Raw genomic sequence first — 19,357 nt, forward strand, 5'->3', positions numbered from 1 at the left:
GTCTTATTTCAATACCAACGGATTGTCGAACTTCGGAGAAGTCCATTCCCACATGGAACCCGCGTAATTTTTAGCGTCGTATCCTAAAGATGCGAGTACGGAAGTCATCCAACCGGATCGAACTCCTCCCGTGCAATAAGAGACTACCGTTTTGTCTTTCGAGATTCCCAATTCGTGAAGTTTGGCAAGTATCTTGGAATCCGGAAGTAGAAAACCTTCCTTATCTAGAAAATTCCTATAATAAATCCATTTCGCTTTCGGCAAATGGCCGCCTTTCGATTCTCCGTAAGGGGTCTCTCCCAGATATTCCCTTTCTTCCCTGGTATCGATGAAGACGGTATTCTTATCCGCTAATTTCGCCGAGACGAAGTTTTGATCCACACCCCATTTCTTTTGCTCGGAGGAGCTATTGCGTATCTTAGCGAGTATATCGGATCTATCCGGAACGGAGGAATTGGATGCTTTTTTCAAGGCGGCATATCCGCCGTCTATGATAAACGATTTCGAAAAACCTAATGTTCTTAGGGACCATACGATTCTTCCCTCTTCTCCCCATCCCCCCGTAGGATCTCCGTATACTAGAAGAACTGTATTAGGAAGAATTCCTTTCTTAGCTAACACCGCCTTTGCCTCGGAATCCGGAAGAAGATTCCCTGCGAAAGGGGAATCTTTCCGGGAAATTTCCTGCCAGCCCAGCGAGATCGATTTAGGTAAAGAAGGAAGCGTGATTCCTTCTCTGGCGTCTATGAGTATTGCTCCTTGCTTGGAAAGATACAGGGAGGTAGAAGCGTCGACGAACCAACCCTTGAGTCCGGAAATTCTAGTTTCCGAAGCGAGTAAAGAATGGGATAGAAGAAGCAGCGTAAAAAAGAAAGCGAAACGAATCATGGCTCCAAACTTGGTATATTTTAGTTGATGTCAAATAAAATATACGAATTATCTGATATAGCGGAATTGGAACAATATAATGTATAATAGTTTAATAATATTTAACGAAAACGACCGATGAATCATTTTCGAAAGTATATTCTCTCATTTGAGTTCGGCGATAAAACTAGGATTTCGGCATGGACCGCAGTCGGACTCGGTTATATGTTTATATTCGGATATTTCGAAGTCGCAAACGATAACAGAAATCTAGGCGCGTGGGGATTTCTTTTCGGATTCTCTGTTCTGATTCTGTTGTATGCGGTAATTTCCCTTCTAGGACAAACCGCTCAATCGGAGAAACTCTACTTTTGGTCTGGATTGGGGATCAGAATGTTTCTCGTTTTTTTATCCCCGGTATTCGAAGACGATTGGGCAAGGTATCTCTGGGACGGATTCCAAACGAGTCGATTCGGATCTCCTTACGGTCCGATTCCCCAGGATTTTTTCGGCGATAGGGAACCGATCCATGCAGAAATTCTCTCCAGAATCAACCATCCGGATTGGCCGACCATTTACGGTCCCGTATTGGAGATTTATTTTTTTTTAATCCATTTTCTGTTTCCTTGGAAGCTCGCCGCCCTGAAATTCTTTCTGCTTATTCCGGATTTATTCTTATTTTATTGGATTCGCGGAAAATACGGTAGGAATTCGGGAATTATGTATTGGTGGAATCCGGTTCTGCTCAAGGAAACGTTTCTGAACGGGCACCCGGATATTATAGGAGTATCTATTCTATTCTTCGCATTCAGTTTGGCAGGGAGTAAAAGATTTAGGACCGCCGCTTTCTTTTCCGGGCTTGCGACGGCCGTAAAGGGATTCGCGCTGATTTTTCTTCCTCTCTTAATATTCGAATCTTTCCGGAAAAGATTCGGTCTTTCGGTCTTTACGGGGGTTGTAGTTTCTTTCTCTTTAGGTTTTCTTCTTCCTTATACCGTATTTTTTCTTTCTTCGGACGGAACAGATTTAGGGGTTGTGAGTCGATTTGCGAACGGATTCGAATTCTTTCCTTTAGGGTACATTCTTCTTCGTTACATGGGAGAAGGAATCGCAAGGTTCGCCTGGGGTTTGATTCTACTTTCAGGAATCTTAATCCTATTAAAATGTAGGAAGTCCTACAAATTGAGAAGGGAGGAGATAATGGCCGCTTCCTTCTTTCTATTCTTCTTTTTTTCTCCGGTTTTGAACGCTTGGTATCTACTTTGGAGCCTTCCGTTTTTATTCGCCGGAAAGAGACTCTTTTGGCCGGGGTGGATTCTATTCTTCTTAGCCCAGGCTTCCTATTTGAATTTTGCGAATTTAGGAGAATGGGACCTCGTCTTGGAGAAGGGATATTATGCTCATCCGGGCTGGCTTGTCGGATTGGCAGGTTTTGGATGCGTTCTGCCTTTTCTACTCTGGATAAGGAGCCGGTTTTTTAGAAGGAACTCCCTCAGGGGCTAGGATATTGCAGTTTTTGCAAAAATAACCGCTTTGACTTTAATATAATTGACTGTAATGAACTATATTAGAATCCTTATCCAATAAATTGGAATTTCGATTGGATAGCACTTCTGTCCTTCATCGAATTGGAATTCTGAGCAGAGGGAGAAGATATATGCCTACAGTTGATCCGATCGAAAGAGGACTCATCCAATCCATAGGGACCTTGGTTCGCAAGAGAAGACAGGAATTAGGTCTCTCTCTCGGCAAATTGGCCGAGCTATCCCAAGTGAGCAGAGGGATGCTCAGCTTGGTGGAATCCGGAAAGGCGACTCCTTCTATCGCGCTTCTTTGGAAGATTTCCAAAGCGATTCGATTACCCCTTTCCAGTCTGATGGAATTTTCCAAAGAGGAACTTCCCAAAATCTATCGAAAAGAGGATTCTTTGGAACAGGCAATCGAAGGAGGGGTTTATAAAATCCGACCTCTTTTGCATGAGGAGACCAGATTCCAGACCAGGCTATTCGAAATCCGTCTTTCTTCCGGAGTCGCCAAGACATTCATTACGAAAGTGCAATCCAAGCAAAGACAAAGTCTATATCTTCAATCCGGATCCTTGAGATTGAAGGTGGGCGGCAAATGGTTCGATCTGGAAGAAGGGGACAGCATGACTTTTCTAGGAAAGGATCTACAGGAACTTGCCAATTTAGGAGAAAAGGATTCTTTGATTCTTTGGTCTTCGGCTCTTTCCGAGGATTGATTTTAACATCCTATATTATCGGGTTTGGATGACGAGTTAGATCGAATCCAATTTCTTCCGGATGGAGGATTTGTCGGCTTCCGTTTTTGCGAGAGAATAAGCGATTCGATAGTTTTCCTTAGCTTTTTCGTTATCGATCCCGGTGTATAGTTCCCCGAGCAAGGCGAAATAAAACCGATTAGTCCTTAAATCCAGTTTTTCGGCCTCTCGGATCGCTTCCGATTTCCCGTTCGCCTTGGATAACGCATAAGTGCGATTCAGGGCCGCTACGGGAGAATATTCCAATTGCAAAAGGTGATTATATAACTGTAATATACTCTCCCATTTTTCAGGAGTGTCCGACTTTTGAGTGTGCCAGTATGCGATGCCTGCCTCCAAATGATACTTGGTGAGTCGATCCCCGGAGGCGGATCGACTTAGAAAATATTCTCCTTTTTGTATCATTTTATAATTCCATAAATTCGGATCCTGGTCCTCATATAGTACAGTTTCTCCCTTATCGTCCGATCTTGCTTCCAATCGGGAGGCGTGAAAATTCATGAGTGCGAGTAGTGCATTCGTTTCGGGTCGGTTCGTATTCTCGTCTTGCGTGAGCATTTCGCAGAGACGGATCGCTTCCATACACAGTTCCTTGCGAAGAATCGTACTGCCGCTCGAAGATCGATATCCTTCGTTGAATAAAAGATAGATCGTTGCGAGAACCGCGGTGATACGTGTTTGGATCTCCGGAAGAGGAGGGATTTCTATAGGGACTCGATTGCTTTTCAGCTTTTCCTTGGCCCTTACCAGTCTTTTGTGGATCGTTTCCTTGTTCGTAAGAAAAGCTTCCGCAATTTCTTCTATGCCGAATCCGCAAAGAATTCGTAAAGAAAGGCCGATTTGAGCCTCCCCTGAAATACAAGGATGGCATATCGCGAACATCATACCGAGTTGGCTATCGAAAACGTTCTCCACAGACAGATCCGGTTCTTCTTCCGAGACGGAAGTATATTCTTTTTTTAAAGCGGGAAATACTTTGTTTCGAAATACGGAATCTCTTTGTAGGAAGTTCTTCGCCTTGTTTTTAGCTACGCTATAAAGCCAGGCGGAAGGATTAGCGGGGATTCCGGTAATCCCCCAGGTCTCCGCAGCGGTGAGAAAGGTGTCTCCTGCGATGTCTTCCGCCACATCGATTCGCTCGGATCCGAAGAATTTGCAGAGTACGGAAACAATCTTACGATATTCCGTTCGAAATAAGTGAGGGATTAACTCCGTATTCTGCACGGTACATTCTTATCCTTATTTCAGGATTTGCCCGGAAATTTCATGCAGATACTTCGTTTATTTTTCGATTCCAATAGCAAAGTAGAATGGACATTAGAATCATTTTCATCAACCAATCTCCCGCATGAACGCTGGCGAGTTTCCAATTCATATTGTCCCAAATCACCGCACCGGCCATGCCTACAGCATGAAACGCCAACCATAACTGAAAGGAGAGAAGTATCGCGTTCTTCCATTCCAATATTCTCAGCTCTCGGAATAATTTTGCGAGTAGATAAGAGACTATGAGTTCCCGTAAGGGAGCGACAAGCATCCAAAGAGGAGAAGAATTCGCCGACGGGTTTCTGTATTCCATCCATATTCCTCCGAAAAGGATCGGACTGTACCAAAGCAAGCTGGCAATAAACGCAAGAAGCCCTACGGATAGGATGGCGATAGGACCGATACGAAAAGGAAGCCGTTCTTTTGAGGTGAGACCGATGGTACTCATGCTTTTCCCTCGCTTTCATGAACTCCCGAGATCATTCGTAGCTCCACGCTATTTCCTTCTCCTTGAAGAATAGGACATTCCTTTGCGAAGCTTAAGGCCTCGTCCCAGTCTTTGGCTTTTACGATGATATAGCCTGCCAGAGATTCCTTGGTTTCCGCATAAGGTCCGTCCGTGACCAATCGATTGCGTATTACTTTTCCTTCATGAGAGAGCCCTGTCCCTCCCTTGAATTTATTCTGAGCGGCGATGCTTCCCACCCAATCCTGATATTGCTTCATGTAGACTTGCAATTGTTCGGGAGAAGGTCGGGCCTCCTTATTCATCAAATCCAAGCGCATTAAAATCACGAATTCTTCCATTCGATTTTACTCCTATTGTGATCCGAACCACGTATCTACATCCATCGGGGTGCGGGAAATGGGACAGGAACGGGAAAAAAAATCAACCGGGAAGACGGGGGGTGAAGAAATTTAACTATCAAAATGGATCTAAAATATCGGAATGCATTTTTGTTCCTCTATTTTTGTCAAGAGCCGGAGGGAGAAATTTGCATATATTCTTGCAGTTGCTTACGCTTTTTCCAATTCTCGACGCACAATTTACATCGATCTCGGTTTTTTCTTTTATTAGATGTACGGTATTTTCCCAAAGATTTCATAACGGCATCATTTGATACTGTTTAATGAAATTAAACAACTTGCACGCATATCTACTGTTAGCGGCCGAAAACGAAAATTCGAACAATTGCGTATGTTTTATATATTGTTCATTCTGGTGTTGTTAATTATAAAAATATAATTTTTTGTTTTGAAATATATTTTTTTAAAAAATTATGACAATATTGTAGACAAAATCCATCAAATGATGCGACCGTCCGAAATCTGAAGGCATATCTGTCGTTTTGCGTTATTCGTATTTGTAGGATGTCTTCTTGAATAATTATAAAATTTGATATTGTTTTGTTCCCTTACTCTCTTTGAGGGGCGCAACGTACGAACAAAAATCGAATTTCATTTTAAAGGAGATTTTATGCTCTCTCGCTACCGCTTTGTCTTCAGGTCTTATGCACTTTTGCATTTGCTTTTTGCTTTGGGATGTTCGCTTTGGGGAGATGGAGATCGCTTAGAGGATGTGAATCTCGAAAAAGCGGTTTGGCTGCGGGCGGAAAAAGTTCCTCTTGCTGTCGATAACGGAGGAGTGCCTGGGATAACTCCCTCAGTTCCTGTAAACAATCTGTTTAAGCTTACTCCGGGAACTAAAGTAAATGCTAGCGCGTTAGGCGGGGTGATCGATCCTACTGGAACCACGATTGCAAACGATTTTGACGGTGATGGAATTTTGAACACCGATGAGACAACTACAAATGTCTGGGTGGCGGATTATCCGGTTATTGAAGCGATCGTGGCTCCCCCAATAACGATGAAGATCGAAATTCTCAAAAATTCCTCCAACACCTCTGATGAGATAACGAGTGAAATTAACTCCAGTGATTTCGAGTCTACTAAGACTAAAGGCTCCGAGAGCATTCATCAGAATGAGGTAAATCTTAAGACGGTTCAGTTTCAGGATTCGTTTGCAAGTTCTAACGAATTATCTCAATCCGTAAGTAATAGTCTAAGTTATGGGACAGCTACGAAAATAGGGCCGGTTCAGTTAGGATTCAATTATGCATCCAGTAGTTCGAATAGTTGGGAGGCAAAAAATTCCTTATCCACCACGACTACAAAATGGGCAGATAAGCCTTTTAAGAATAATATTGATACACAGTCGAACAACTTAAAATCATCATCCGCTAGTACGAAGGCGAAGAAATTTCGTTCTGAAAAGTCTCAGAAGATCAACGAAACCTCCAAAGTGGATGCCAATGCAGGTTACGTAAGAGCCGCCTTATATATAAAGAACGCTTCCGTGAATATGCCTGTTAAGTTGAAGAATATTCTTTGTTCTTTGATGTTCGAGTCGGGTACAGGGGATCTGATCCCTGTACAAAGTTTCCGACTCCGAAATGATGACTATAGTCTTTTTGAAGTTAGTGTTTATGGCGGCTCTGAATTCGGTCCCTATGTGGTCGAACTTACCGGCTTGAATACGGTTGAGATCGAGAATGCTATTGCCGCTGGCTATAATCCGAAAATTTTTATCGTAGATTATGAGATGAGCCATGTTCCCGATTCGAATTATAAGTCTAGTCTTTTGAATTTCAGCGGAGACAACCTGAAAATCATAGAGGAAAATTCGAAAGGAAGGACGGGTTTGGTTAGGATTTACGGTCCTAATATTCGGCAAATGTATCGTGTGGCTGCGTTTGATGCGCCTGAAAATTCTGACGTTTGTGCAAGGACAGCGAATGTTCTTTCTCCTGGCATTACATTGAGAAAGGTTTTGGAAAGATTGCAGTGTAACGGTCTGAAAGTAGAATTTCAGGATTATGTTGTGAATCTGGCCGAGATCGCTCCTACATTAGGAGAATATAAAATACATTTGAAGGGAATTAAGACCCTCGGACCGGTTCCCACTAATATTCCTTGCGTGGACGAGACTCATACTGGATCCGACGGGCAGTCTAGAACCGCATGCGTTCAGAAGCCTCTTAGCACTTGGACAGACGAGGAAAAAAAGAACGCGGGAGTTTGGGCAATTTATTCCAACGGAAAATATTATAATCTTACGGAATATTTCAAAGATCTAGATGACTCGATTCGGACATTTGATCCAACAAATAGCCAAAAAGTTCCTATGGTGAAAGGGGTGGATTCGATCATCTGGGCGGGGGATTATTATGATATCGTTTATATCTCCTACAAGGATTTACTTAAAAAAGAGGAAGAGCAGACATTTGGTACGAATCCTTTAGAGACTCAGAGAGAATATACAATTAATACTTCCTGGGACTTAAATAGTCTGGGAGATTATCCTTATAACCCGAATGTAAAGTCTTTATTTCTGGGTAAGGTCGGTTTTGGAGAAAAAGTCGAGCTGAATATTAAGCTAGATAGGACTACCTATCTGACTCCGAATTTCGGAACGCCGACCGTCCTCAACGGGTTCCAATATTTTGCAAATTTCAGCTATAATATAATCGATAGCACTAAGAGCTTTTCTATTGATCAGGTGGTGGATTTGGAATTGAGTATGGGGTTTGGTGGAGATAGGTCCGACTGGTTCCATGTAGTTAAAGATTTGGATAATAATGATGACTACAAGCTGAAGAGTTGCGGCAGAACGCTGGATTTTGTTAGTCAAACTTTTTCTCTTTGCGTGGAGCTCCCTACGCGTCACGCATATGTGGATCCTGAAGTAAGTCTGATTAGTCTTTATTTGAGGCCTTCTTTAAGTAATGCCTATCGTAGGACGATCTGGCCTCTTGCATATTCGGATGTTCGTAAAATGCGAGGAGAATTGCAGGAAGCCTTGGCAATCGGAGATACGGTTATTCATGTCGCGAATCCGAGTGGACTTGCGGAAGTGAACGATAAGGTCTATATTTTAGGAGACCCGAACCAATACACGATCTCCGCGAAATCTTCTCCCGCTTCGGATGGTTCTTACTCCCTAACGGTGAGTCCGGCGATCAAGAAGGTGGGAAAGAAAACCTCGGAAGTTTTCGTTAAAGGTAGTTTGACGACATCGGACGTGAGATTGACGGTTGAAAATAATTTTCTCAACGACTGGAATGCCCAAGTGAACTCCGTCTTTTTGCCTACGGAATGGAACTTGAGCCAGTATCTTCCCTTTGTTCTAAGCTCTAGTGTTGGTTGTTCCGGCGTAGATGCATTCCATCCTATAAGCTGTCTGGGCTTTAAGGTGAATTCGGATGCGATCAATTGGTCCGGAGCGTATAACCGAGGCGTGGCTCTATGGAACTCTTGGGCCGATGCGAGCTATTTTAATAACTTTCTATCGAATGGCTTATTCGGATTAACCAGTAGTACGGGAAGTTCTTATAAATTGGAACCGTCTAAGTCCGATTTTATTGTAAGTGCAAATGCCGGAGTTACTTATGCATTGGCTCCGAAGATCGTATCTTACGGAGATACTGCTCTCGTTCTTCATCTTCGCGCTTCCTCGTATACGGGTTGGACGGATGGCAATGTATACGGGAGATATTATCAATTATCTACCGGGGTCCCACTGACGAACGAATTTAAAATTAACGCGGTCAATTCCACTGGGAATAACGTTTCTGGTGTTCTAAATTTCAATGTCAGTATCAAGAATAATAAGGCGGTGGTAACCTGGGAAATTTATCCTTTTGAAACTAGCGACACTGAATATCGTTTTGCCGTCCTTGATTTGTCGACTCTATCCACTACGATTTCAGGAAATTTTTCTGGACCAGCATTCAATTCTGAATTTTCTGCAATCGACATTTATGTTGGAGATAATACTGTATTATTTGCTTGGAATGAATTGATTACGACTGGGAGCAGTTCTGGTACGAACAGGACGAATCGGGTTACCGGTGTGTTGTATAATATTAATACAGGTGCTACCATTAAGTCGAACTTCTCCATTTTATCGAGTTTGGTGAATACGGGCACTACTGTTCCTACATATAATACGGCATACCGAAGCTGGAAGGAGAATAATAAAGTTACGTTTGTTTTGCAAACGGATCGGAATACTCCTGTAGACACCTACGATTTGAAAATGGCTTCGGTCGATTTGGCAACCGGCACCGTATCGAATGATAGTTTATTCAATCTTAGTTCGAGCGGTTCATTGGGAACGACGGGATTGAGTATTTCTACTGTAGGCAATTATACCTTGATTTCCTGGAAGTTGCCTACGAATGAAGCGAAGGTTGTGGCGATTGATACGGTTAACCAAGTGGTCAATGCCGTGCAAAGTGTGGATACGAACACGACTGAAGTTTTGACTTATGCTTCGGGAACAACCGGATATGTCGAATACGGAAAAGATAATCGTATTTATCTAAGGTCTATACATTTGCAAACCGGGGTTTTTGCGGATGCGGCAAGTTTGGCAATTGATAGTATCATTACTTCTGCCACTAAGGTTCCTAAAAAACTAAGTTTGTTCGGATCTACTCTGGTTTCTATCTGGGAACATACTCAAAATTCGAAGACTTCGATTCGCGGTAGATATGTGAACGTAACGGGAACCCCCGCGCTGAGGGGGCCCGGAGAATTCTTTGTCAGCACTACGAATCTGGGAAATCATACAAGTCCGGATATAACTGGATCGTCCCAATTTGGCCTGGCGGTCTGGACTGCGACCGGCGATTTCTTGGTCCCTCCGAGCAGGATTCGGGCTATGCCTTTGGATTTCTCCAGCCCTGGAGGAGCCCTCCAGTACGGGATGAACAATTTCTTCATCGCTCCTCTCATCGAAAGAGAGTTCACGATCTGGACTAAGATCTCGAACTAAAATTTCGGTAAAGATCGATGCAAAGATTCTATAGGGCGGCCGTTTATACGGTCGTCCTCCCCCTCCTCTTAAGTTCCTGTACGCACGGAACGGGTTTACTCAACCGAGTATTCTCGTCCGTAGGAACATTCTCCTCTGGCACGAGTCTTCCTTCTCCGGGATCTGCTCCGGCTCCGGAGGGAAGCGATCTGTTTTCGATCTCAACCAATTATAGCGCGGCAGTGGACGATCCGGAGACAAAGGCGGATCCGGTATCCGGAGCGGCATTTGTGGCTCCACCCGAACCTAATCATTACGGAGCGGTGTCTTTAAATTATCCCATCCAAGTACCGGTAGGAAGATCGGGAGTGCAGCCGAGTCTTGCGTTATCCTATTCTTCCACCGGAGGAGACGGATGGACGGGGATAGGATGGAGTTTGGGACTGGGAGCGATTACTAGAACTCCCGAATACGGAGCCTTGTTTTACGATTCCAGAGATACATTCACATGGAACGGAAAAAAGCTCATAAAAGTATCCGGTTCCGGTTCCAGCGAGAATGGGACGTACAGGCCGGAGATCACCGACGACGATTTTGTCATTTTAAAATTAACGAATATAGAAAGCGGAGGAGTCTGGGAAGTCCAGGACTCTTCCGGAACCAAAACGATTTACGGAAACACATCCTCCACACGAATTTACGACCCGAATTCAATCTCGAATACGTATAGTTGGTATCTTTCCCGAACCGAAGACCGAAACGGGAACTATATGGAGGTGCAATACGATTCTTCCCAGTATTCAGATAAGCGGACCCTATACATTCAGGAAATACGATATACCGGGAATAGCAGAAGCGGCGCAATTCCAAAGCAATATGTGAAATTCTTCACGAAACAAAGAGGAGATTCCTACGTAAGCAAGGCTTCCGGATTCACGATGGTGATGGATCGACTTTTGGATCGAGTGGAAGTGGGTTGGAGCGGAGGAAAACTCTGGACCTATACCCTAGTTTACGACATCTCCTTCGATTCTGGAAGACCTATCTTAAGAACCGTGGAATCGGATCGTCATACTACGAAGCCGGAGTTCCAATACGGGGCCGCCTCTCGGTTGCTCACCTGGCAGAATTTATCCAACCAAGCCTCGAGCGAACCGGAAGTGACTCCGGGGTCCACGGAATATTTCGAGGGGGATTTCAACGGAGACGGGATCTCCGACATTCTATTCTTCAATCCCCAGTCAGGAAATTGGAAGGTCGCGGAAGGAAGAAGAGAAGGCGGATACAATTTTAAATTGTATGCGAACCGTTATAAGAATTACGAAGGACCTTCCAAGATCCGATTCTTCAAAGGGAACGTTAGCGGAGACTTCAACGGGGACGGGAGAGCGGATATCGCATTCTATCTTCCGGAGACGAGAGACTTCATCGTTGCGGAACACGACGGAAGGGTTTTTCAATTCAAGAATTACGGAAGATTGATGAGCGGTATTCCGGACATCTTTCGTATGGAATGGTTTCCGGGAGATTACGACGGGAACGGGCTCTCGGATTCCATGTTATTCGACGAGCCTACGGGACTCTGGACCTTGATGCTCAATAAGGGCGGTAGTTTCGAATTTTTGAAAATAGGAAAGAAGTTCCAGAACGTATACAGAGGAGACTATTCTCCCAATGCGAATTTGGATAGCGTAAGCACTTCGGATCTATCCGAATCGGGAAAGGATCGTGCGAAAGTGCAGTTCTTAAACGGGGATTATAACGGGGACGGACTTACGGATATTTCCCTGTATGATTCTCGTAGCGGGAAATGGTATGTAGGAGAAAACCAACGCAATCCGGACAAGAACTCTTCCATCTATTTCCAAACCAATTGGGTATTGTATAAGACATTCACGGCACCTGAGCAGACTCTTTTCGGATACGATCGATTTTCGGGAGACTATAACGGAGACGGATTGTCGGACTTCCTACTTTTCGATCGTTCTTCGGGAGAATGGACCTTAGGAGAGACTAAGAACGGGACGATCAATTTCAAGATCTGGTCCAAGACTCCCCAATTCAAGGAGATCACCCGTTGGTTACAAGGAAACTTTAACGGGGACGGAGCCACGGATATAGGATTCTTCTCCGCAAGCGACGGGAAGTTCTGGATCGGAGAAGCTACGTCTAACGGATTTCGCTATAAAATATACAGCGATATGTCTTACGGACCCAACCAGTCCAGAGTCATGCAGACTCCTTTGCCTTTGGACGAAGTGGACTTGAAGAAAGGTTTCGGAGTATTTCCCGCTTCTTCGGACACGAAAACCGTACTACTCGATTACCAATACGACGGGAACTCGAATCCGGGAAGAGGAGAGCTCCCATTCTTCGGATGCTTTACCCAAAACGATTGCTCCTCTTCTCCCGAGCTTTTGTTGTATGATCGCAAAGCAGGAGTCTTCGATTTCAAAAAAGGATCCACATTTACGGAATCCGTTCTTACCGGTTTCAACCCTGAGACAAGCGGGATCGTAAGAATCAATAACTCCAGACCCGATCGTTATACTACGAATACAAGGGATGAGGTTTTATTCTTCGGGAATTTCGGAAACGTAAATAAATTCTTCGTAGTGACTCAGGATACGGGAACAGCATTCAAACGTACGGACCTAGCAAGCATGTCGGATACCCAAATCGTTTCTTTCGATATAAACTCCGGCGGATATGCGGTGGACAATTTCGATTCTACAGTTTCGAAATCGGTCTTAGTCTTAAACGATCAGACTACTACGAGCGCCCAAAGATTCCTACTCACAGGACCGAGCGGAACCAGATACTTGAGTGTAGCGGGTGACGTTCTGGATTCTTTCTTGCAGAATCTTTTCCAAGCTGGGAGTTCCACGAATCGCAATAATAGAAACCAATTCAGCTTTTTCTCCGGGGATTTTATGGGAAGCGGAAAGGCCCAAATCCTACTCGTGGATCGCAGAGCAACTCCCCATAAATGGTATCTGGGAACCGTAGGAAGTACTACGGTCCAATTCAAACTTCTCACGGGATCCGTGAATGTCCCCATCCAAAATACCGCTTACGACCAAACGAGCCAGGCGGGGATCCGTTATGTTCTCTATCCGGAGATTTTAGGAAACTCCATCGTTTATGAGGATCCTACCGACGCTACTTCCATCGTATTTTCAAAAATTAAAATTACTGCAACTTCCGTGACCCAGAACCTATTCAACCCGGGGAATGTGGGATTCAACGGAGATTACGATCATAGGGGAAATCCGATCGTAGTTTCCGGGGGAGAGAACCAAATCTACGATCTTTCCCAGAGTAAGATCGTATCCGTGGCCTCTCCCGTATTCTCCTCTTCTTTGGAGCGTCCGGATTTGATGTCCAAGGTCTATCCTTTCGAATGGATCCAAGGGGATTATAACGGAGACGGACTCACTGATATAGGGATCATACATCTCAAAGAACCCACCTGGTATTTTGCGATGTCTACCGGGAACGTTCCGGACGTGATCGATCAGGTGAAGAACGGAATCGGGGGAGTGTATACTTTTCAATATGAGAATTCCACGAAATTCGATAATAACGGAGAAGATGATATTCCCGATCTGGGAATCAATTATAGGGTCTGCACTCAGATCGTTTTGGACGATGGGTTAGGCAATACCATTCCTAAATTATATTCTTATAAGAACGGTGTCTCCTTCTCTGCGTTCATCAACGGGAAGAAGGAGACGGATACTTTCGGATTCACCGAGTTTACGATGACGGATGCGAGCGGCGCAAGGACGGTGCATTCTTATCATAGCCAACCCTATGCGAATTTTCTGGACAACCGGGCTCTCGGGGGTGCGGAAAAAGAGACTAGAATCGTAGGATCCGATAATAAGGATTACGGATCCATAAAGTATACTCACGATGTGATTCATATTGAAACCGTTCCGGGTAAGATCAGTTACTTGGCAAGACAGTCCAAGGTCCAGAATTTCATCAACGCTACCCCTACCCAGACTTCCGAATCTTCTGTGACTCTGGACGGATACAAACTCGTTCGGAAAATAGAAACCGCGACGGACCATTATTCGGATACGGCCCACCCTTCTCAGAGCTTTGTGACCGTAACCGATTTCGAAACCGATACGAATACGAACCAAACCAGGATCAAGAAGGCGGTCTCTCTTTCCGGTTCTTCCCACGAAACCACAAGCACTCTTACTTACGATTCCCAAGGAAATCCCATCCGTAACGTCCTATCCTATACCGGTAACGGGCTTCCTTCGGTTCCTTCCAGAATCACCGAGACTTCCTACGACAATTACGGAAACAAAGCGGAAGAGAAGGACGTAAGTTCAAGCCCCGCCCGTGGGACCTCCTACGTTTACGATTCGGAGCTAAACCAATTCGTAATCGAGCAGATAAGTTTCGGCGGATCCATCCAGTTAAAAACGCAATACACGATCCAATACGGAAAGGCATTCGGTTCTCCCACACAAACCATAGATCCGAACGGAAACAAGTCTTACTTAGAATACGACGATTACGGAAGATTGGTAGAATCCTCCGCGGATACGGATGCGGGTAAGAAGACTCTCGCAACCTACGTTTATGCTTCCGATTTTCCTTTGAGTGCCAAGACGATCTTCCCCTCCGGTGCGGGAGATCCGGATTTCGCGACCCGGAGTTATAAAGACGGGATGAACCGAGTCATACACACGGTAAAGACAGCGTCTAACGGTAAATTCGTAAGATCGGGTAGAATCGTATATGACGGAAACGGAAGAGTGTCCAGAGCGGGGCAAGCCGACTGGGCGGATTCCGGAGAATTGGACAAATTCGTTCCTCATAACCAGGAAAGAAATCCGAGTTATTTCAAATACGATGCGATCGGAAGACAAAAACAGGCGATTCTCCCTCAGGCTGTGGGAGAAACCGAATCCACGACGATCACTTATATTTATAACGATCCTTTCGAAACGATCGAGACTCATAGCGGAGGAACGAGCAAGAGAACCGTTAAGGATGCGAAGGGGAATGTTCTCTATGTGGAGGATTTCGGTTCGGATTCTACCAGGTCTCAGATCGGATTCTGCTACGATCTTGCAGGAAATCTAATTCAGAAATCCGACCTGAATGACGGAGGATCTCTCCATTGTGATGCAAGCGGGATCAACATAAAAGATACCTCCGGTAAAAACCAGGCCTATTGGCTGTATGACGTTTTCGGAAAACAAAAAAAGCAAAGCGATCCGGATCTGGGAGTCAGCTCCTCTTCCTACAACGCTTTCGGAGATCTCATCCAAAGTACGGATGCGCGGGGAATTACGACCACCGTCACCTACGATTCTCTGGGAAGAATGGCCACTAAGTCCAATCCGGACGGAATCACTTATTTCGATTACGATGCGGGATATGGAAGCGAGAATGCACTCGGTAAACTCGTAAAAGTAGAGGATAATGTACAGAGTAAGGCCTTCAGCTACGACAAACTAGGCCGCGTCAAGAAAGAGACTCGAAACCTCAAGAATCTGAATATAGCTCTCGCCGATGGTCCTTATATTACGGAATACAAATACGATCTATTGGGTCGTGTGAGTTCCATAGACTATCCGGAACATCCAGTCAATCACACGAGACTCAAGGCCTGCTATAGTTACGGAACCGCGGGGTATATCACGGGAATTTCCGTCCAGGTGAATACGAACGGAGTCTTACCGGGATTTTGCAGTAAGACGATCGTGGAGAATATTACCTATAATGAATTCGGGCAAACTTCCGGCTTCGGTTTAGGAAACGGAGTCCAAACCAACTACACATACGACGTGAAGCAAAGGCTCGTTCGGATCCAATCCACGGGAGAAGTGGACGGAAACACAAAGACATTGCAAGATGCGGTGTATGCATTCAATAGTAGGAACAATATCACCGGGATCACAAATACATCTTCCGATTACGCTACTGCGTATTCTTATGAATATGACGGACTGGATCGTCTCGTAAACGCAAACGGACAATACCAGGAATCCGCGGACAATTTTACCAAAACCTTCCGCCAAAGTTTCTCTTATGCCAAGAATGGGAACTTACTTGCTAAACGAAATCATAACTTTAACGACAACACGGTCACGGATGAGTGGAATTACCAATATGTAAACCACCAGGTCACCCATATCGATTCCACCCAGAGTGGGAACGACAGGCTCGTCATGAATTACGACGCCTCCGGAAATATGACCAGGCAGAGAGACAATTCCAAGGATCTGACAAAACAGATCACGATCGATTCCGAAAATAGAATCTTCCAGGTTCAGGATGCACTCGGTGCGACTGTAGGAAGATATTGGTACGACGAAGGAGGCTTCCGGGTCCGCAAACTCGCGGTCGTTCCTTCCTGAGCCGGTTCCAGAAACCAAGAAGTCCTCTACCCGAGCAAATTCTACGGTCTAGAATACTTAGAAGAAGAAAACGTATTACGTTCTATTAATAATATCTATCTGAACGGTGTCCGGATAGCCGCCCTGAACGAAGAGGGAACCACCGCCTATTTCCTCACGGACCAAGTGGATTCCGTGGCCCATGTCCTGGACGAGAACGGTCACACTCTCAGTCGTATGCAATACGAGCCGTATGGGGAGACGCTCGTTCAGAGAGGAAACCTAGACTTCGCTCCCAAATACAATTCGCAGGAGTTGGATCGAGAAACTAATTTCTATTTCTATAATGCTCGGTATTACGATCCGCAGATTGCTAGATTTACGAGTGCGGATACGGTTGTTCCCGAAACGGGATTAGTCAGCCAAAGTTGGAACCGCTTTTCTTACGTAGCGGGGAATCCGATTAAGTATAAGGATCCGACGGGGCATATAGCAGTGACAAAATCCGGAATGATTCGTCTGGATAAAGTTTCAGATACGCTTGCTACAGCTGCAAAACTTGGCGGTTATTCTTCATGGAAAGAAGCAGCAAATGTGCTCGGTATTAGGAACCATTTTACGAGTACTGGAAAATGGAAACAAGGATCCAAATCAATAGTAGGGATGACTCTTAAGCCTAAACAATTTGCTCCTCCAGATGGTAAAATCGGGCCTACGATCAATGTAATAGGCAAACGGAGTTTCTCTGACAGACTTACAAGATGGTTTCAAAGAACTTCATTTGTAATGAAAACTACTTATGAATGGGCAATGGCAAAGGGAGAGGAAGATAGGGTGATTACCGATTCAATAATAACGGATGCATTACGAGACGCGCCTAATACAAAAAAGGCTAGAGATTTCTTTTACAATAAGTATAGAAATACACGGGATCTTAGGGAAGCTTCGGTAACGGATTATGATGGCACATTCGATTTAAAAGGGCTTATTCAAGCAGGTGCTGATCCAGTTGAACAATTTATCGGTAATTATAAGACTGACATATATTCAAATGGGAAAGAGTTAATTTTTAGACAGAGAAATGTTACTAGTGTTCAGTCATTATTGTATGACAAGGGGCCAGAATGGGCAAGAGATAACCCGGTCTTCGGTCCTTACGGAGGAAATATGAAGCAGACCTATATTTGGAAAGAATCAATAGATTATTCGAGAGTTAAGTGAAATCGATGATTATAAGAATTGCCTACATTTTTTTGATAGTATTAATAGGTTGTAAGGGTTACGTGTTTCAAAAGCAAATAACTAACGAGATTTATTTAGTTGCTGTAGATTCTAGGGAACAGATGACCTTAAGTTATCGTTTACCGGAAGGCACTTATATTGGAATTATTGGGGAAACCATCATATGGACGGGTTGGGAGCCTCGAATGAACAGAATTATGGTAAAGCAGTATTTGAAGGCAGAAAATAAAATTAGATACTTTGCTATAGATTTAAATAAGGATTATGCCTTCGGATACAGAAGCGATGGTGTTGTTGAGTTTAATGAACGAAATTTTTCAAAGATTATTCTCGATTCGGGAAAACTAAGAAGCTCTATCACTGAGTTATATTCGGGAGAATAACATTCTAAATTTGTACAATGTTAGTATTCACCTGACACTTCTTCTGAACGCTTGTTCTAATTTTCTGCTTGGTGGACCTCCGATTCTTCTGTCTTAATGCCCTCAATGAAGACTTGAAAAGGAGTTCTTCCGTTCATGTTTCTACCTTGGTGCGCCCTCTTGTAATTGTATTCTTCAAAGAAGAGATGCAGATCGATCTGCATCTCTTCGATCGACTCATAAAATTTAGTTCTACCGGCGATCCTGAAGTGCTCATCAAGTAAAGTTCTGTGAAGACGTTCCACGTATCCGTTGCTTTGAGGCCTGCGAACTTTAGTGGTCCGATGTTCGATGTCTTCTAACTGAAGAAATAATTCGAAAGGATGTTGGTCTTCTCTTCCACAATACTCACGACCATTATCGGTTAGAACGGTTTGGACTTTAATGTTATGTTCTTCAAAGAAAGGAAGAACGTCGTTGTTCAAAGTCTGTACGGCAGTGACGGGTATTTTGTTATTAAAGAGCCTTCCCCAAGCAAATCGGCTATGACAATCGATTACGGTTTGTAGATAGACTCTTCCTACACCTTTTAATGACCCGACCATGAAAGTATCCATAGATACCAATTCTCCTGTAGAATCTGCTTGTATGTGCCTTTCTCTGTATTCGGGATCGAATTTTTCAAGGAGGCGTATCTGGTTTTCGCTTAGAGGTATGATCTTATCTTTATGATGCTCTTCGAGTCTTAGAAGCCGTTGGTGTTTAGTTACGAGTTTATTTCTTGTCCAAACTCCTCTTACACCACCCGAACTTACCTTAACTCCTTTAAGACTAAGTTGTTGAGCGACCTTTAGGCATCCATGAGTCGGATGATGTAAAGAATACTCTAAGACTTCATTTTCGATTTCTTCACTGACTCGGTTAGGGTGAGGCCCATTGGCTCCCGGGATTCTATCTAAGAGACCTTCAGCTCCATAGGTTTGGAAGTTCCTTCGTATTTCGTAGAACTGTTGACGGGAATATCCCATGATCTTGCAGGCTTTGCTTACATTTTCTAATTCATTTGCAAGCTCTAATAAATTTAGCTTTCGTCTAGTTGCCTTAACTGTTGCATTGGTGTTGGTGGTCATCGGTTTCTCCTGATGTAAAT

The 19,357-nt window shown here is 44.2% G+C and carries 10 protein-coding genes and 1 pseudogene; 6 read left to right on the forward strand and 5 right to left on the reverse strand.

Annotated elements, in window-relative coordinates; translation table 11 throughout:
• Nucleotides 1-3: 3 nt before the first annotated feature.
• On the reverse strand, nucleotides 4-888 hold the full coding sequence (locus LEP1GSC061_RS20190; RefSeq protein WP_016547442.1) for a sulfurtransferase: 885 nt from the start codon (nucleotides 886-888) through the stop codon (nucleotides 4-6).
• A gap of 117 nt (nucleotides 889-1,005) precedes the next feature.
• Here LEP1GSC061_RS20190 and LEP1GSC061_RS20195 point away from each other — a divergent pair, with 117 nt between their 5' ends.
• Together LEP1GSC061_RS20195 and LEP1GSC061_RS20200 are read left to right on the forward strand one after the other, a co-directional pair.
• The gene (locus tag LEP1GSC061_RS20195) at nucleotides 1,006-2,370 is read left to right on the forward strand and encodes a hypothetical protein (protein WP_016547280.1); all 1,365 of its coding nucleotides are present in this window, start codon (nucleotides 1,006-1,008) and stop codon (nucleotides 2,368-2,370) included.
• A gap of 154 nt (nucleotides 2,371-2,524) precedes the next feature.
• Complete coding sequence (locus tag LEP1GSC061_RS20200; protein ID WP_016547038.1) at nucleotides 2,525-3,109, forward strand: XRE family transcriptional regulator; 585 nt, start codon at nucleotides 2,525-2,527, stop codon at nucleotides 3,107-3,109.
• Nucleotides 3,110-3,145: 36 nt separating this feature from the next.
• Here the strand turns inward: LEP1GSC061_RS20200 and LEP1GSC061_RS20205 are convergent, their stop codons facing one another.
• Genes LEP1GSC061_RS20205 through LEP1GSC061_RS20215 form a run of 3 tightly spaced genes read right to left on the reverse strand, consistent with a single transcriptional unit; the run spans nucleotide 3,146 to nucleotide 5,221 of the window.
• Nucleotides 3,146-4,372, reverse strand: coding sequence for an RNA polymerase sigma factor (locus LEP1GSC061_RS20205; protein WP_016547426.1), 1,227 nt, complete (start codon nucleotides 4,370-4,372; stop codon nucleotides 3,146-3,148).
• 40 nt (nucleotides 4,373-4,412) lie between these two features.
• The gene (locus LEP1GSC061_RS20210) at nucleotides 4,413-4,862 is read right to left on the reverse strand and encodes a DUF1761 domain-containing protein (protein WP_016547232.1); all 450 of its coding nucleotides are present in this window, start codon (nucleotides 4,860-4,862) and stop codon (nucleotides 4,413-4,415) included.
• On the reverse strand, nucleotides 4,859-5,221 hold the full coding sequence (locus LEP1GSC061_RS20215) for a YciI family protein (protein ID WP_016547362.1): 363 nt from the start codon (nucleotides 5,219-5,221) through the stop codon (nucleotides 4,859-4,861). Before LEP1GSC061_RS20215 ends, LEP1GSC061_RS20210 begins: the two co-directional genes overlap by 4 nt.
• A 670-nt stretch (nucleotides 5,222-5,891) precedes the next feature.
• On the opposite strand from LEP1GSC061_RS20215, the gene LEP1GSC061_RS20220 reads away from it, so the two are divergent.
• The 4 genes and pseudogenes from LEP1GSC061_RS20220 (at nucleotide 5,892) to LEP1GSC061_RS20230 (ending at nucleotide 18,228) form a co-directional block, all read left to right on the forward strand.
• A complete protein-coding gene (locus LEP1GSC061_RS20220) occupies nucleotides 5,892-10,253 on the forward strand; it encodes an LIC12048 family lipoprotein (RefSeq protein ID WP_016547399.1) in 4,362 nt (1,453 codons plus the stop codon).
• 17 nt (nucleotides 10,254-10,270) lie between these two features.
• Nucleotides 10,271-17,095 (forward strand): annotated as a pseudogene (locus LEP1GSC061_RS20225) (SpvB/TcaC N-terminal domain-containing protein); the annotation flags it as partial.
• Nucleotides 17,096-17,113: 18 nt separating this feature from the next.
• Nucleotides 17,114-17,824, forward strand: a complete 711-nt coding sequence (locus tag LEP1GSC061_RS21770) for a hypothetical protein (protein ID WP_198014299.1) — start codon at nucleotides 17,114-17,116, stop codon at nucleotides 17,822-17,824.
• Nucleotides 17,821-18,228: a hypothetical protein gene (locus LEP1GSC061_RS20230; RefSeq protein ID WP_040510078.1), complete on the forward strand. Its 408-nt coding sequence runs from the start codon at nucleotides 17,821-17,823 to the stop codon at nucleotides 18,226-18,228. The genes LEP1GSC061_RS21770 and LEP1GSC061_RS20230 overlap by 4 nt, the downstream gene beginning before the upstream one ends.
• Nucleotides 18,229-18,284: 56 nt before the next feature.
• On the opposite strand, the gene LEP1GSC061_RS20235 is transcribed toward LEP1GSC061_RS20230, so the two are convergent.
• The gene (locus LEP1GSC061_RS20235) at nucleotides 18,285-19,337 is read right to left on the reverse strand and encodes an IS481 family transposase (protein ID WP_016545948.1); all 1,053 of its coding nucleotides are present in this window, start codon (nucleotides 19,335-19,337) and stop codon (nucleotides 18,285-18,287) included.
• Nucleotides 19,338-19,357 lie beyond the last annotated feature (20 nt).

The organism is Leptospira wolffii serovar Khorat str. Khorat-H2 (assembly GCF_000306115.2).
Classification (GTDB): Bacteria; Spirochaetota; Leptospiria; order Leptospirales; family Leptospiraceae; genus Leptospira_B; species Leptospira_B wolffii.